Source organism: Burkholderia cepacia (genome assembly GCF_001039005.1).
GTDB lineage: Bacteria > Pseudomonadota > Gammaproteobacteria > Burkholderiales > Burkholderiaceae > Burkholderia > Burkholderia theae.
On the sequence record NZ_LDWR01000046.1, the window covers coordinates 99,897 to 113,694 of the forward strand.

Below are 13,798 nucleotides of genomic sequence, written 5' to 3' on the forward strand. Positions count from 1 at the left end.
GGGCGCCGGTCGGGCCGAAACGGCGCGGCCGGACGCGAAAAGGCGTGACGAGGCGGTGTTACCGCCGGTTCTTAAAGTAGTTCGGCAATACGCGACGCGGCCCGTGCGTCGCGTATTGCGTGTGCATCGAATGCGATCAGTTGAAGGAACCGATGCGCTTCAGATCGCTGAAGTTCATCCAGATGAAGAACGCGCGGCCGACGATGTTCTGGTCCGGCACGAAACCCCAGTAGCGGCTGTCCGCGCTGTTGTCGCGGTTGTCGCCCATCATGAAGTAGTGACCGGGCGGCACCTTGCAGATCACGCCGCGGCTGTTGTACGTGCAGTTGTCGCGATACGGATAGTCGTATGCGCCCATCACGAACGGCGGCACGGCGGGGTTGTTGAGGATCGCGTTCTTCTTGTTGCCGATCGTTTCCTCGAACTGCTTCGCGTAGTTCTGACGCTCGTCGTCGAAGAAATCGGGCAGCGGCGTTTCGGGCACCGGCTGACCGTTGATCGTCAGTTGCTTGTCCTGATACGCGACCGTGTCGCCCGGCAGGCCGATCACGCGCTTGATGTAGTCGACCGACTCGTCCTTCGGATAGCGGAACACGACGACGTCGCCGCGCGACAGCGGGCTGCCCTGCGTGATCTTCGTGTTCGTGACCGGCAGGCGCAGCCCGTATTCGAACTTGTTGACGAGGATGAAGTCGCCGACGAGCAGTGTCGGCACCATCGAGCCGGACGGAATCTTGAACGGCTCGACGACGAACGAACGCACGACGAACACCGCCAGGATCACCGGGAAGAAGCTCGCCGTGTACTCGAGCCACCACGGCTGGCGCAGCTTCTCGTCACGCAGCTTCGAACGCGTCTGCACGGCGTTTTCGTCCGCGAAGCGCTTGTCGATGCGCGACTGCTGGCGATCGAACTCCTCGATCGCCGAGTCGGCCGCCTTGCGTCGCCGCGGCAGGAACAGCAGTTTGTCCAGCACCCACGCTACGCCCGTCACGACGACGAGCACAAAAAGAATCAGCGCAAAATTCATAAAAGGAACAGTCCTGTTATTTGTCTTCGACGCGCAAGATCGCAAGGAACGCTTCCTGCGGGATCTCGACCGAGCCCACCTGCTTCATGCGTTTCTTGCCGGCCTTCTGCTTCTCGAGCAGCTTTTTCTTACGCGTGATGTCACCGCCATAACACTTCGCCAGCACGTTCTTGCGCAGCGCCTTGATGTTCTCGCGGGCGATGATGTGCGCGCCGATCGTAGCCTGGATCGCCACGTCGTACATCTGGCGCGGAATGATCTCGCGCATCTTCGACGCCACTTCGCGGCCGCGATACTGCGATTGCGACCGGTGGACGATCACCGACAACGCGTCGACCTTGTCGCCGTTGATCAGCATGTCGACCTTCACGACGTCCGCCGAACGGTATTCCTTGAACTCGTAGTCCATCGACGCGTAGCCGCGCGACACCGACTTCAGGCGATCGAAGAAATCGAGCACGATCTCGGCCATCGGGATTTCGTAGGTCAGTTGCACCTGGCGGCCGTGATACTGCATGTTGATCTGCGAGCCGCGCTTCTGCGTACACAGCGTGATCACCGAGCCGACGTAGTCCTGCGGCATGTAGAGATTCACGGTGACGATCGGCTCGCGGATCTCCTCGATCTTCGGCGGTTCCGGCATCTTCGCGGGATTCTCGACCATCACGATCGAGCCGTCGCTCATCAGGACCTCGTAGACCACGGTCGGTGCCGTGGTAATGAGGTCCATGTCGAATTCGCGTTCGAGGCGCTCCTGCACGATCTCCATATGCAGGAGACCCAGGAAGCCGCACCGGAACCCGAAACCGAGCGCCTGCGACACTTCCGGCTCGTACTGCAGCGACGCATCGTTGAGCTTCAGTTTCTCGAGCGATTCGCGCAGTGCGTCGTACTGGTTCGCTTCCACCGGATAGAGTCCGGCGAACACCTGCGGCTTCACTTCCTTGAAGCCCGGCAGCGCTTCGACCGCCGGCTTGGCCACATGCGTGACGGTATCGCCGACCTTCGCGGCCGTCAGTTCCTTGATGCCGGCGATGATGAAGCCCACCTGCCCCGCCGACAGCGACTCGAGATCGCGCGACTTCGGCGTGAACACGCCGACGTGCTCGACCGGATACTGCGCGCCAGTCGCCATCATCTTGATCTTGTCCTTCGGACGCAGCGTGCCGTTGACGATGCGCACCAGCATCACGACGCCGACGTAGTTGTCGAACCACGAATCGATGATGAGCGCCTGCAGCGGCGCGTCGGGATCACCCTTCGGCGGCGGCACCTTCGCGATCAGCGCTTCGAGCACGTCTTCGACGCCGAGGCCGGTCTTCGCGCTGCAGCGCGTCGCGTCGGTCGCGTCGATGCCGATCACGTCCTCGATCTCCTCGATCGCATTCTCGGGGTTCGCGGCCGGCAGGTCGATCTTGTTCAGCACGGGCACGACTTCGACGCCGAGCTCGATCGCCGTATAGCAGTTCGCGACCGTCTGCGCCTCGACGCCCTGGCTCGCGTCGACAACCAGCAGCGCGCCCTCGCAAGCGGACAGCGAACGGCTGACCTCGTACGAGAAGTCGACGTGCCCCGGCGTATCGATCAGGTTCAGGTTGTAGACCTTGCCGTCGCGCGCACGGTACGACAGCGCAGCGGTCTGCGCCTTGATCGTGATGCCGCGCTCACGCTCGATATCCATCGAGTCGAGCACTTGCGCTTCCATTTCACGGTCGGCGAGGCCGCCGCAGACCTGGATGATGCGATCCGCGAGCGTCGACTTGCCATGGTCGATGTGCGCGATGATCGAGAAATTGCGAATATGATCCATTCAGTGCCGATCAAGCGAAAAAGGCGCGCTCGACGACTGCGGAGCACGCCTTGTGTAAGTCGGTGAAAAAACAGCTTATTTTAGCCGAAAAGGCCTTCGCCGGGCGGTATTTCGGACGCCGGGCCGCGCGGCGGCCCTGTCGGGGGCATTCGTCGGGCAAAGCCCCTGGGAAAGCGACACTCGCGGCAGGCCAGGCTCAGCGCCGGGCCGCGAGCGCGTCGCGCACCTTCGTGTCGTCGAACCGGTGGCGGCACACTTCCGCGCCATCCAGCAGCAGCACGGGCACGTCTTCATCGTAGCGCGCGACGAGCGCCGCATCGGCGTCGATGTCGACGTAGTCGACCCTGACACCGAATTCGGCCGCCACCGGCGCCAGTGCGTCGCGCATGTCGTCGCACAGGTGGCACCAGCCGCGGCCGTAGAGCGTGAACATCGGCGCGTTACTTCTGGCGCGGCCGCACGGGCACGAACTGCGTGTTGTCGCCGCGCCGCACGAGCACCGCGACCGCCTTCTGCGGATCGAGCTGCGCGGTCACTTCGGCGAACTGCTTCGCGCTCGTGATGTCGGTGTCGCCGACGCGCAGCACGATGTCGCCGCGCTGCAGTCCCGCACGGGCGGCCGGACCGTCGACGCCGTCGACCTGTACGCCGTTCTTCAGCTTCAGCGACTTCATCTGATCCGACGAAATGTCGCTGACTGTCAGACCGAGTGCATTGGCCTGGCGCGGTTTCTGCGGCGCGTTCTTGCGCTGCTCCGCCTTCGCCGTCGTCTCGGCCGGCGTCTCCGCGATCGTGATCGGCAGATCGCGCGCCTGACCCTTGCGCCATACGCTGACCGTCGCCTTCGCGCCGGGCTTCGTGTCGCCGACCATGCGCGGCAGGTCCGACGCCGTGTCGACCGGCCGGCCGTTGAACTTCAGGATGATGTCGCCCGGCTGGATGCCCGCCTTGTCGGCCGGGCCGCCCGGCTCGACGCTGCTGACGAGCGCCCCCTCGGCCTTCGGCAGCCCGATCGAGTCGGCCACGTCCTTCGTCACCTCGCCGATCGCCACCGCGATCCGGCCGCGCGTGACCTTGCCCGTCGCCTTCAGCTGGTCGGCCACGCGCATCGCCTCGTCGATCGGAATCGCGAACGAGATGCCCATGAAGCCGCCGGTCCGGCTGTAGATCTGCGAGTTGATGCCGATCACCTCGCCCTGCATGTTGATCAGCGGGCCGCCCGAGTTGCCGGGGTTCACGGCGACATCGGTCTGGATGAACGGCAGGTAATCGCCGGTGTTGCGGCTCTTCGAGCTGACGATGCCGGCCGTCACCGTGTTGTCGAGACCGAACGGCGAACCGATCGCGACGACCCACTCGCCGACACGCACCTTGTTCGAGTCGCCGATCGCGACGACAGGCAGGTTCGACGCCTGGATCTTGACGACCGCGACGTCCGTGCGATCGTCGACGCCGATCAGCTTCGCCTTGAATTCGCGCTTGTCGGTCAACGTCACGTAGATGGTGTCCGCATCGTCGACGACGTGCGCATTGGTCATCACGTAACCGTCAGCCGATACGATGAAGCCCGAGCCGACGCCGCGATTCTGCTCGGTGTCGGGCGGATTGTCCGGCGCCGGCGCGTTCTTCGGGTTGCCGTTGCCGTTGCCGTTGCCGCTGCCGGGCGCCTGCGGCAGCGGAATGCCGAAGAAGCGCCGGAAGAATTCCGACATGTCACCGTTGTCGAAGCCCGGCGGGAGCATCCCGCGCGGGCCGTTGCTCGTCGGCACGTTGGCGGTGGTCCGGATGTTCACGACGGCCGGCCCGACCTTTTCGACCAGATCGGCGAAATCGGGCAGGCTCGCGGCGGGAGGCGTCACCGCGACCGCGGTATGCGGCACGAGCGGCAGGCAGGCAGACAGCGCCGCCGCCGCGAGCCATTTGCGCAGCGTGAGTTTCATCATGTCGGAGGCCGTAGCGTTACTTGGAAGCCTTGTATTCTATGGCAGACGCGAACTGCTGCAACGTAGCCGGCGGCACTTCGCCGAGCACGGTGATCCAGTAGTCGCCGCGGCGCTTCACGAGCACGTGCGTCGCACCGGTGCTGCCCGCGCCTTCCTTGCGCGTATTCTTTTCGGCCGGCTCGATGAACACCGAGATCGTCGCGAGACCGTCGGTGAAGACGGCTTGGTCGACCGCAATCGGCGGATCGCCCGCGTCGCGCGCGGCCATCGGCCGGCGCACTTCGCGAATCTTCTGGAAGCCGGCGACGCTCGGCGCGAGCTGCCAGCCCTGCGCTTCCATGTCGACCGTCGCAACCGGCGGGCGCACGACCGTCCAGCCGCTCAGGTTGCGCATGCCGGCCGCGATCGCGGCCTTGTCGCCGCTTGCGCCGCCCGTCTGCAATTGCGAGAACGCGATCTGCTCGAGCACGTGATCGTTCGCATCGAGCGTCTGCGATCGCAGCAGCAGCCCGGTGCGCGCGTCGGCCCACAGCTTGTACGTAAAGCGGTATGCATCCTTCGGCACGAGCTCGACGACCTGCGCGTCGATCCCGGCCACGCGATCCTTGCCGAGCGACTTCGCGTCGTAGACGGACATCACATGATCGCCGCTCGCGCCGAGCAACGCGGGGAACGAGTCGCGCGTCTGACGGCGCTCGACCACGCACAGCTTGCGCTCCGGCACGAACGTGTACAGCTCGTCGTTGTGCCGCAGCAGCTTGCGCGGCTTGCCGTCGAGCGTCTCGATCCGCTCGAATTCGCCGTCGCGGGACGCGACGTGCGCGATGCGCGAGGACTGGACATACCCGCCGCGCTGGTAGACGAACGTGCCTTCGTAGCTCTGCTGCTGCGCCGCCTGCTGAACACGGTCGAGCCAGTCCGCGGCGCCCTTGCGGGTCGCGACGGGATCGTCCGGTTGCTGGGCGCTGGCAGGGAGGGATTGAACGGACAACAGGGCGGCTGCGCAAAGCAGGAGGGCCGGCAGCCGCTTCCATCCGGAGATGGCGTGATTCAACTGCAATGTCCGCATCGGGTTTATTGGCCTGGCGTGGTGGTCACGGCAGCGCGGATCAGCGGCATCGAACCCGTGACGACGGGCTGCTGCGCGAATTGCTGGTGCGCTTCAAGGTATTGGTCGAGACTGGCGTCGCGAATGATGTTGACGTCCTGCAGCCCCGGCTGGGCCGATGCCTGCGCAACCGTCACGCGCTGCAGGTCGCCGCCTTGCGGCGCACCGACCGATGCGACCTGGACGGCGCCCGGCGTGCCGGCCGTCTGCATTTGCGGGACGACGATCCACGTCAGCGTGGCCGCCGCTGCGGCTACCGCGAACGCGGGCACGACGCGCCGGCGCAGCGACAGCAGCTTGCGCGCGACCGGCGCGGCCGCCGGCGCGAGCAGATGCGGCTCGCTTTCGAGCGCAGCCGACATGCGCGCGGTGAACGCGACGCTCAGCGCGGGCGACAGCGCAAGCTCGTCCGAGCGCAGCGCATCGCCGATCAGGTGGTAATCGGCCCACGCAGCGCGATCCGCGCCGTTGAACTCAGCCAGAAACTGCCCGTGATCCGGGCCATCGAACATTTCGCCGTCGACCAGCGCGGAAAGGCGCTCGCCGCGCGAGCACGCTTGCGACTGCGTATTGACCGACCCCATGATGCTCCCCATCTTGCACACCCCGTCGTGACTTCACGACTCTATCCGTAACTAGACCCCGACCCGCGTCGATTCGCCTGTCGCGCTTACCAGCGCTTGCCTTCGGGCGTATCGAGCAACGGACGCAATTTAGCAGCGATTGCCTCGCGTGCGCGGAAGATCCGCGACCGGACCGTCCCGATCGGACAGCCCATCATTTCCGCGATCTCTTCGTAGCTCAAGCCCTCGATCTCGCGCAGCGTGATTGCCTGGCGCAGTTCTTCGGGCAGGAGAGCCATTGCAGCGTTGACCGTCTCGGCAATCTGCTTGCTCATCAACATCGATTCAGGCGTGTTGATATCCCTTAGTTGGTCTGCGTCGGAGAAAGTTTCCGCTTCCTCCGCATCGGCCTCGGTCGAGGTCGGCGCCCGGCGGCCTTGCGTCGCAAGGTAGTTCTTCGCCGTGTTGACGGCAATCCGGTACAACCACGTATAGAACGCGGATTCGCCGCGAAATTGCGGCAGCGCACGATACGCCTTGATGAACGCGTCCTGGGCCACATCCTCGACCTCGGCGGGATCCCGCACGAGGCGCGAGATCAGCCGAATGATCTTGCGGTGGTATTTGGAGACCAGGAGTTCGAACGCTGCCTTGTCGCCCTTCTGTACGCGTTCGACCAGAGCCTGATCGATTTCTTTTTCACTCACCTGACAAATCCATTAACTAGGGATGCAACGCGGAGCGTCATTGTAACGTTCCCGCGCCGGACGCTGGTTACGGTACGTAACCGCGCCGCCGTCATGCCCGCCCCGCCGTCCTCGCCAGCACGGAAAGCGCGCTGAACGACGCGGCGTCGAGCGCATCGGCCGGAATCAGCAGCGGCCGGGCCCGCCGGGCGCCCTGCCCGACCGACAACACCAGCAGCAGGCTGCTCCAGTGCGCATGGCCCGTCACACGGCCGCGGGCGAGCAGCCGCCCGGTGCGACCAAACGCCGCAATTTCCCCGAATGCGTCGATCCGCAACTCGGCCGGCAGCCGACGGGCGCAGGCCCGCGCGGCGCACACGGCAAGCAGCGCGGCCGTCGCGGCCGACACGCCTGCGCCTGCCGCAGCGCCCGCGCGCGGCGCCCAGAACAGGTAAGCCGACGCGGCAGCCGCCGCGACGAACGCGGCCAGCACGAGATACGACACGGCCGAGGCCCGCAACGCAAAGCGCTGCGGACGCCCGGCCGGAGCATCGAATGGACTCGTCAAGCGATTTCAGCGTCAGACGCGCTTGAACACCAGCGTGCCGTTGGTACCGCCGAAGCCGAAGTTGTTCTTCACGGCGACGTCGATCTTCATGTCACGTGCGGTATTCGCGCAGTAGTCGAGATCGCACTCGGGGTCCTGGTTGAAGATGTTGATGGTCGGCGGCGACACGTTGTTGTGCAGCGCCAGCACCGTGAACACCGATTCGAGGCCGCCCGCGCCGCCCAGCAGGTGGCCCGTCATCGACTTCGTCGAGTTCACGACGAGCTTGTACGCATGCTCGCCGAAGGCCGCCTTCACCGCGTCGGACTCGTTCTTGTCGCCCAGCGGCGTCGACGTGCCGTGCGCGTTCAGGTACTGGACCTCATCCGCGTTCACGCCGGCGTCGCGCAGCGCCGCGACCATGCAGCGGCGCGGGCCGTCCATGTTCGGCGCGGTCATGTGGTACGCGTCGCCCGTCATGCCGAAGCCCGAGACTTCCGCGTAGATCTTCGCACCGCGCGCCTTCGCCGACTCGTACTCTTCGAGCACCATCACGCCTGCGCCCTCGCCCAGCACGAAGCCGTCGCGGTCCTTGTCCCACGGACGGGACGCTGCAGCCGGATCGTCGTTGCGGGTCGACAGCGCACGCGCTGCCGCGAAACCGCCGATACCGAGCGGCGACACCGTCGATTCGGCGCCGCCCGCGACCATCACGTCGGCGTCGCCGGCCTGGATCAGGCGCGCCGCGAGGCCGATGCTGTGCAGGCCGGTCGTGCAAGCCGTCACGGCTGCGAGGTTCGGGCCCTTCAGGCCGAACATGATGCTCAGGTGGCCCGAGATCATGTTGATGATCGAACCCGGCACGAAGAACGGCGAAATCCGGCGCGCGCCGCGATCGACGTAGGTCTGGTGCGTATCTTCGATCATCGGCAGGCCGCCGATGCCGGAACCGACCAGCACGCCGATGCGTTCGGCATTGGCTTCGTTCACTTCCAGCCCGCTGTCCTTGATTGCCTGGACGCCGGCGGCAATGCCGTAATGGATGAACGTATCCATGCTGCGGGCTTCCTTCGCCGGGATGTACTCCTCGGCGTTGAAACCCTTCACCTCACCCGCGAAATGCACGGCGAGGTTCGACGGATCGAACTTCGTGACGGTGGCGATACCGGACTTGCCGGCGACGAGATTGGCCCAGCCGTCGGCAACACTATTGCCAACAGGCGAAATAAGCCCCAGGCCTGTAACGACAACACGACGGCGGCTCACGGTAACCTCTTTTCCATTATTGGATGACAAAAACAAAAGCCACAGTGGCCACAGGAACCAGCCCTGCGAGCCCTGTGGCTGTTAGTCCGTCCGGCGCGAAGCCGGCAGGATGGCGCGTCAATCGCGAAGATCGCGGCGACGTGGCGAACAAGCGCGAAAGGCGCTTACGCCTTGACGTTTGCGCGAGCGTAGTCGATCGCTTGCTGAACGGTCGTGATCTTCTCTGCTTCTTCGTCCGGGATTTCCATGCCGAACTCGTCTTCGAGAGCCATCACCAGTTCGACCGTGTCGAGCGAGTCGGCGCCCAGATCGTTCACGAACGAAGCTTCGTTCTTGATCTCTGCTTCCGCGACGCCCAGTTGTTCAGCGACGATCTTCTTGACACGTTGTTCGATGTTGTCCATTACCCCTCCGAGGGAAAGTTCAGATTTACAAGTGCGCGCATTTTATCAGGTTTGCTGACGCCAAAACGCGCGTTGGCTTGATGGTCGATCAAGCGCCGATCCGCCTGAAAAACGGGATACGGCGCGGATGGTAAACGAAAATCGTTACGACATGTACATGCCGCCGTTCACGTGCAGCGTCGTGCCGGTGATATAACCGGCTTGCGGCGAGGCGAGGAACACGACGGCATGGGCGATGTCTTCCGGGCTGCCGAGGCGGCCGAGCGGAATCTGGGTCTTGAGCGCGGCCTGCTGTTCTTCCGGCAGCGTCTTCGTCATGTCGGTGTCGATGAAGCCCGGCGCGACGCAGTTCACGGTGATGCCGCGGCTGCCGATCTCGCGCGCAAGCGCACGGGTCATGCCTGCGACGCCGGCCTTCGCGGCCGCGTAGTTGACCTGGCCCGGGTTGCCGGCCGAGCCGACCACCGACGTGATGTTGATGATGCGGCCGCCCCGCGCCTTCATCATCGGGCGCAGCACCGCGCGCGACAGGCGGAACACCGACTTCAGGTTGGTATCGATCACCGCGTCCCAGTCCTCGTCCTTCATCCGCATCGCGAGCTGGTCCTGCGTGATGCCCGCGTTGTTGACGAGCACGTTCAGCGCGCCGAATTCCTTCACGGTCGCATCGATCAGCGCCTCGGCGGCTGCCGCGTCGTTCACGTTCAGCACCGCGCCACGGCCCGTGACGCCCGCTTCCGCGAACGTCGCGGTGATCGCGGCGGCGCCCGATTCGCTCGTTGCCGTGCCGATCACCGTCGCGCCCTGGCGCGCGAGTTCGAGCGCGATCGACCGGCCGATGCCGCGCGACGCGCCGGTTACGATCGCAACCTGTTTATCGAGAGTCTTTTCCATGAATCGAATATCCGTCTCTTGAGTAAAGGCGCCGCGTCAGGCGGTCACCAGCTTGAGCGCGTCGTCGAGCGAAACCGGATCGAACACCGACGCGCCCGTCAGGTTGCCGTCGATGCGCTTCGTCAGGCCTGCGAGCACCTTGCCCGGACCGCATTCGATCACGTGCGTGACGCCCGTGCCGGCGATGTGCTGCACGCACTCGACCCAGCGCACCGGGCCCGCGGCCTGGCGCACCAGCGCGTCCTTGATCGCGGCCGGATCGCTGACCACGGCGACGTCGATGTTGTTGACGACCGGAGTCTGCGGCGCCTTGACGTCGACGTTCGCGAGATAGTCGCGCAGCTGATCCGATGCCGGCTTGAGCAGCGACGAATGGAACGGCGCCGACACCGGCAGCGGCAGCGCGCGCTTCGCGCCCTTCGCCTTCGCGATCTCGCACGCCTTTTCGACCGCGGCCTTATTGCCTGCGATCACGACCTGCGCGGGCGCATTGAAGTTCACGGCTTCGACAACGCCCGCTTCCGCGGCTTCGGCGCACACCGCGCGCACCGTGTCGTCGTCGAGGCCCAGGATCGCGGCCATGCCGCCCTGGCCGACGGGCACGGCCGTCTGCATCGCCTGCGCGCGAAAACGCACGAGCGGCACGGCATCCTTGAACGCGAGCGCGCCCGCCGCGACGAGCGCCGTGTATTCACCGAGGCTGTGGCCGGCGACGATCGACGGCACCGGGCCGCCTGCCTGCTGCCACGCGCGGTAGCACGCGTACGCGGCGGTCAGCATTACGGGCTGCGTGTTGGTAGTGAGATTCAGCTCTTCGGCCGGGCCTTCGGCGATCAGCTTGCCGAGGTCCTGATTGAGTGCATCGGACGCTTCCTGGAGCGTCTCGCGCACGACGGCCAGATCGGCGAATGCGTTGAGCATGCCGACCGCCTGCGAGCCCTGCCCCGGAAAAACGAATGCAAATTTCATATCGTCCCCAATTGAATCGATTCGAACGGCGCGCACGAACGGCGCGCCGGTGGGATCCGCGCGCAGCAGTCGCGCGCCGCGGATCAGAAGCGGAAGACCGACGCGCCCCAGGTAAAGCCGCCGCCGACGCCTTCGATCAGCACGTGCTGACCGCGCTTGATACGGCCGTCGCGCACCGCGGTGTCGAACGCCAGCGGGATCGACGCGGCCGACGTGTTGCCGTGCTGGTCGACCGTCACGACCATGCGTTCCTGCGGCAGGCCGAGCTTGCGGCAGGTGCTGGTCATGATGCGGATGTTGGCCTGGTGCGGAATCAGCCAGTCGATCTGCTCGGGCGCGAGGTTCGCCTTCGCGAGCGCCTCGATCGCCACCTTCTCGAGCACGTTGACCGCGAGCTTGAACACGGCCTGCCCGTCCATGTACAGGAACGCGCTGCCTTCGATCACGCCGCGATTGACGTTGCCGGGCGTGCAAAGGATATGCGAATAGCTGCCGTCCGCGTGCAGCGCGCTGCCGAGGATGCCCGGCTCTTCCGACGCGGACAGGATCACCGCGCCCGCGCCGTCGCCGAACAGCACGCAGGTCGTGCGGTCCTTGAAGTCGAGAATGCGCGAGAACGTCTCCGCGCCGACCACGAGCGCCGTGCGGTGCTGGCCGCTGCGGATGAAGCTGTCGGCCGTCGCCATGGCGTACGCGAAGCCCGAACACACGGCCTGCACGTCGAATGCCGCGCCGCCGTTCTTGATGCCGAGCTTGTTCTGCAGCAGGCACGCGGTGCTCGGGAACACGAAATCGGGGGTCGAAGTCGCGACGATGATCAGGTCGATCGACTGCGGATCGATTCCGGCCGCTTCGATTGCGCGACGCGACGCCTCGAGCGCAAGATCGCTCGTCGTGACGTCGGGTGCGGCGAAATGGCGCGCATGGATGCCCGTGCGCGCAACGATCCACTCATCGCTCGTCTCGATGCCTTCCTTCGCAAGACGATCGGTCAATTGCTGGTTCGTGACGCGGTCGGGCGGCAGGTAGCTGCCCGTGCCGAGCACGCGGGAATAGAGAGTCGATTGGGCCATTTATGCTTTAGAGGATAGCGCAGCGGAAGGTTCGGCGTGATGGCCTGCGGCCGGGCTCGCCTGGCCCGCGCCGCCCGCGTTGTGTTCGCCGTCGCCGAGCGACACCGAATTATCCGCCATCGCACGCGTGAGGCGCTCCAGCACGCCGTTTTTGACGGCATCATACCCGCGTTTGATTGCCCACTCAAACGCGTAGGCATCGGCCGAACCATGGCTCTTGATCACGAGGCTCTTCAGCCCCAGCAGCGCCGCGCCGTTGTACTGGCGGTGATCGACGCGCTTCTTGAAACGCATCAGGACAGGCAGCGCGAGCAGTGCCATCAGCTTCGACATCAGCGAACGGCCGAACTCCTCGCGGATGATGTCGGACAGCATCTGCGCGAGCCCCTCGGACGTCTTCAGCGCGACGTTGCCGACGAAGCCGTCGCACACGATCACGTCGACGGTGCCCTTGTAGATGTCGTTGCCTTCGACGTTGCCGCGGAAATTCAGCGTGCTGGCGCGCAGCAGTTCACCTGCGCGCTTGATCGTGTCGTTGCCCTTGATGACCTCTTCGCCGATGTTCAGCAGGCCGATCGTCGGCCGCTCCTTGCCTTCGAGCGCGGCCACGAGCGCGTGCCCCATCTCCGCGAACTGCAGCAGGTGCTGCGGCTCGCAGTCGACGTTCGCGCCGAGGTCCAGCATCATCGTGTAGCCGGTCGGATTCGGCAGCGCGGACGCGATCGCGGGCCGCTCGATGCCGGGCAGCGTCTTGAGCACGTAACGGGAAACGGCCATCAGCGCGCCGGTATTGCCGGCGGAGATGCAGGCCTGCGCCGCGCCTTCCTTGACGTGGTTGAGCGCGACACGCATCGAAGAATCCTTCTTCTTGCGCAGCGCCACTTCGACAGGGTCGTCCATCGCCACGACTTCGGTGGCGGGCACGATGGTCAATGCGGGATCGTCGAGGGCTTTCAGCTTTTTCAGCTGGGCGCGGATCGCGCTTTCGATGCCGACGAGCATCAGGTGCGCATCGGGATGCGCGCGGACGAACTTGACTGCCGCGGGAACGGTCACGGACGGGCCGTGGTCGCCTCCCATGCAATCGATTGTGAGCTTTACGGTCATGGAATGCGACGAATTTCAGGCACAAAAAAGCGGCAGTTGAATGCCGCCTTTTTGTTGCGCCAGGAAAGTGTCAAGCGAACCAGTTGTCACGCGAACGGCGAACGTAGCGCGCAACGCGTGACTTGACGCTTAGTCGTTCTTCGTCTTGACGACTTTCTTGCCGCGATAGTAGCCGTTCGGGCTGACGTGGTGACGCAGATGCACTTCACCCGTGCTCGGCTCGACTGCCAGCGGCGACGCCGTCAGGAAATCGTGCGAACGATGCATGCCGCGCTTCGACGGCGACTTCTTGTTTTGCTGGACTGCCATGACTAACTCCTAAATAATTTTCCGGATTCTAACACAGCCCGATCCGGCGCTTAACTACCCTGGCCCAAAGCCCTTACGCCTTCCCGCGC

General features: G+C 65.0%; 15 protein-coding genes. All 15 read right to left on the reverse strand.

Features of this window, described 5'->3' with window-relative positions; genetic code table 11:
* Positions 1-136: 136 nt before the first annotated feature.
* The 15 genes from lepB to rpmF all read right to left on the reverse strand — a co-directional run bounded on the left by lepB (position 137) and on the right by rpmF (position 13,709).
* Complete coding sequence (gene lepB, locus VL15_RS26320) at positions 137-1,030, reverse strand: signal peptidase I (RefSeq protein WP_048249539.1); 894 nt, start codon at positions 1,028-1,030, stop codon at positions 137-139.
* Between the two features lie 16 nt (positions 1,031-1,046).
* Positions 1,047-2,840, reverse strand: a complete 1,794-nt coding sequence (gene lepA, locus VL15_RS26325) for a translation elongation factor 4 (RefSeq protein WP_048249540.1) — start codon at positions 2,838-2,840, stop codon at positions 1,047-1,049.
* A gap of 196 nt (positions 2,841-3,036) precedes the next feature.
* Complete coding sequence (locus VL15_RS26330) at positions 3,037-3,273, reverse strand: glutaredoxin family protein (RefSeq protein WP_048249542.1); 237 nt, start codon at positions 3,271-3,273, stop codon at positions 3,037-3,039.
* A 7-nt stretch (positions 3,274-3,280) separates the two neighbouring features.
* On the reverse strand, positions 3,281-4,783 hold the full coding sequence (locus VL15_RS26335) for a DegQ family serine endoprotease (protein WP_048249544.1): 1,503 nt from the start codon (positions 4,781-4,783) through the stop codon (positions 3,281-3,283).
* Between the two features lie 16 nt (positions 4,784-4,799).
* On the reverse strand, positions 4,800-5,852 hold the full coding sequence (locus VL15_RS26340) for a MucB/RseB C-terminal domain-containing protein (protein WP_048249545.1): 1,053 nt from the start codon (positions 5,850-5,852) through the stop codon (positions 4,800-4,802).
* Positions 5,853-5,857: 5 nt separating this feature from the next.
* Entirely contained in the window at positions 5,858-6,475 is a 618-nt protein-coding gene (locus VL15_RS26345) for a sigma-E factor negative regulatory protein (protein WP_048249546.1), read from the reverse strand.
* An 86-nt stretch (positions 6,476-6,561) separates the two neighbouring features.
* A complete protein-coding gene (gene rpoE / locus VL15_RS26350) occupies positions 6,562-7,161 on the reverse strand; it encodes an RNA polymerase sigma factor RpoE (protein ID WP_006490873.1) in 600 nt (199 codons plus the stop codon).
* Positions 7,162-7,252: 91 nt separating this feature from the next.
* Positions 7,253-7,708 carry a hypothetical protein gene (locus VL15_RS26355; protein WP_048249548.1) on the reverse strand — a complete coding sequence of 152 codons (456 nt, stop codon included), beginning with the start codon at positions 7,706-7,708 and terminating at the stop codon, positions 7,253-7,255.
* Between the two features lie 12 nt (positions 7,709-7,720).
* Positions 7,721-8,953, reverse strand: coding sequence for a beta-ketoacyl-ACP synthase II (gene fabF / locus VL15_RS26360; protein ID WP_048249549.1), 1,233 nt, complete (start codon positions 8,951-8,953; stop codon positions 7,721-7,723).
* A gap of 164 nt (positions 8,954-9,117) precedes the next feature.
* Complete coding sequence (gene acpP, locus VL15_RS26365) at positions 9,118-9,357, reverse strand: acyl carrier protein (RefSeq protein ID WP_004197638.1); 240 nt, start codon at positions 9,355-9,357, stop codon at positions 9,118-9,120.
* 144 nt (positions 9,358-9,501) lie between these two features.
* Positions 9,502-10,251 carry a 3-oxoacyl-ACP reductase FabG gene (gene fabG / locus VL15_RS26370; RefSeq protein ID WP_048249552.1) on the reverse strand — a complete coding sequence of 250 codons (750 nt, stop codon included), beginning with the start codon at positions 10,249-10,251 and terminating at the stop codon, positions 9,502-9,504.
* A 36-nt stretch (positions 10,252-10,287) separates the two neighbouring features.
* Complete coding sequence (gene fabD / locus VL15_RS26375) at positions 10,288-11,220, reverse strand: ACP S-malonyltransferase (protein WP_048249553.1); 933 nt, start codon at positions 11,218-11,220, stop codon at positions 10,288-10,290.
* Between the two features lie 83 nt (positions 11,221-11,303).
* Entirely contained in the window at positions 11,304-12,293 is a 990-nt protein-coding gene (locus VL15_RS26380) for a beta-ketoacyl-ACP synthase III (RefSeq protein WP_048249554.1), read from the reverse strand.
* Positions 12,294-13,400, reverse strand: coding sequence for a phosphate acyltransferase PlsX (plsX, locus tag VL15_RS26385; RefSeq protein ID WP_048249555.1), 1,107 nt, complete (start codon positions 13,398-13,400; stop codon positions 12,294-12,296).
* 129 nt (positions 13,401-13,529) lie between these two features.
* Positions 13,530-13,709 carry a 50S ribosomal protein L32 gene (rpmF, locus tag VL15_RS26390; RefSeq protein ID WP_047900174.1) on the reverse strand — a complete coding sequence of 60 codons (180 nt, stop codon included), beginning with the start codon at positions 13,707-13,709 and terminating at the stop codon, positions 13,530-13,532.
* Positions 13,710-13,798: the final 89 nt, after the last annotated feature.

Excerpts from the sequence above, each read along its gene's own strand:
- lepB (WP_048249539.1), bottom strand. The coding sequence starts at position 1,030 with ATGAATTTTGCGCTGATTCTTTTTGTGCTCGTCGTCGTGACGGGCGTA.
- lepA (WP_048249540.1), bottom strand. The coding sequence starts at position 2,840 with ATGGATCATATTCGCAATTTCTCGATCATCGCGCACATCGACCATGGC.
- VL15_RS26330 (WP_048249542.1), bottom strand. The coding sequence starts at position 3,273 with ATGTTCACGCTCTACGGCCGCGGCTGGTGCCACCTGTGCGACGACATG.
- VL15_RS26335 (WP_048249544.1), bottom strand. The coding sequence starts at position 4,783 with ATGATGAAACTCACGCTGCGCAAATGGCTCGCGGCGGCGGCGCTGTCT.
- VL15_RS26340 (WP_048249545.1), bottom strand. The coding sequence starts at position 5,852 with ATGCGGACATTGCAGTTGAATCACGCCATCTCCGGATGGAAGCGGCTG.
- VL15_RS26345 (WP_048249546.1), bottom strand. The coding sequence starts at position 6,475 with ATGGGGTCGGTCAATACGCAGTCGCAAGCGTGCTCGCGCGGCGAGCGC.
- acpP (WP_004197638.1), bottom strand. The coding sequence starts at position 9,357 with ATGGACAACATCGAACAACGTGTCAAGAAGATCGTCGCTGAACAACTG.
- fabG (WP_048249552.1), bottom strand. The coding sequence starts at position 10,251 with ATGGAAAAGACTCTCGATAAACAGGTTGCGATCGTAACCGGCGCGTCG.
- fabD (WP_048249553.1), bottom strand. The coding sequence starts at position 11,220 with ATGAAATTTGCATTCGTTTTTCCGGGGCAGGGCTCGCAGGCGGTCGGC.
- VL15_RS26380 (WP_048249554.1), bottom strand. The coding sequence starts at position 12,293 with ATGGCCCAATCGACTCTCTATTCCCGCGTGCTCGGCACGGGCAGCTAC.
- plsX (WP_048249555.1), bottom strand. The coding sequence starts at position 13,400 with ATGACCGTAAAGCTCACAATCGATTGCATGGGAGGCGACCACGGCCCG.
- rpmF (WP_047900174.1), bottom strand. The coding sequence starts at position 13,709 with ATGGCAGTCCAGCAAAACAAGAAGTCGCCGTCGAAGCGCGGCATGCAT.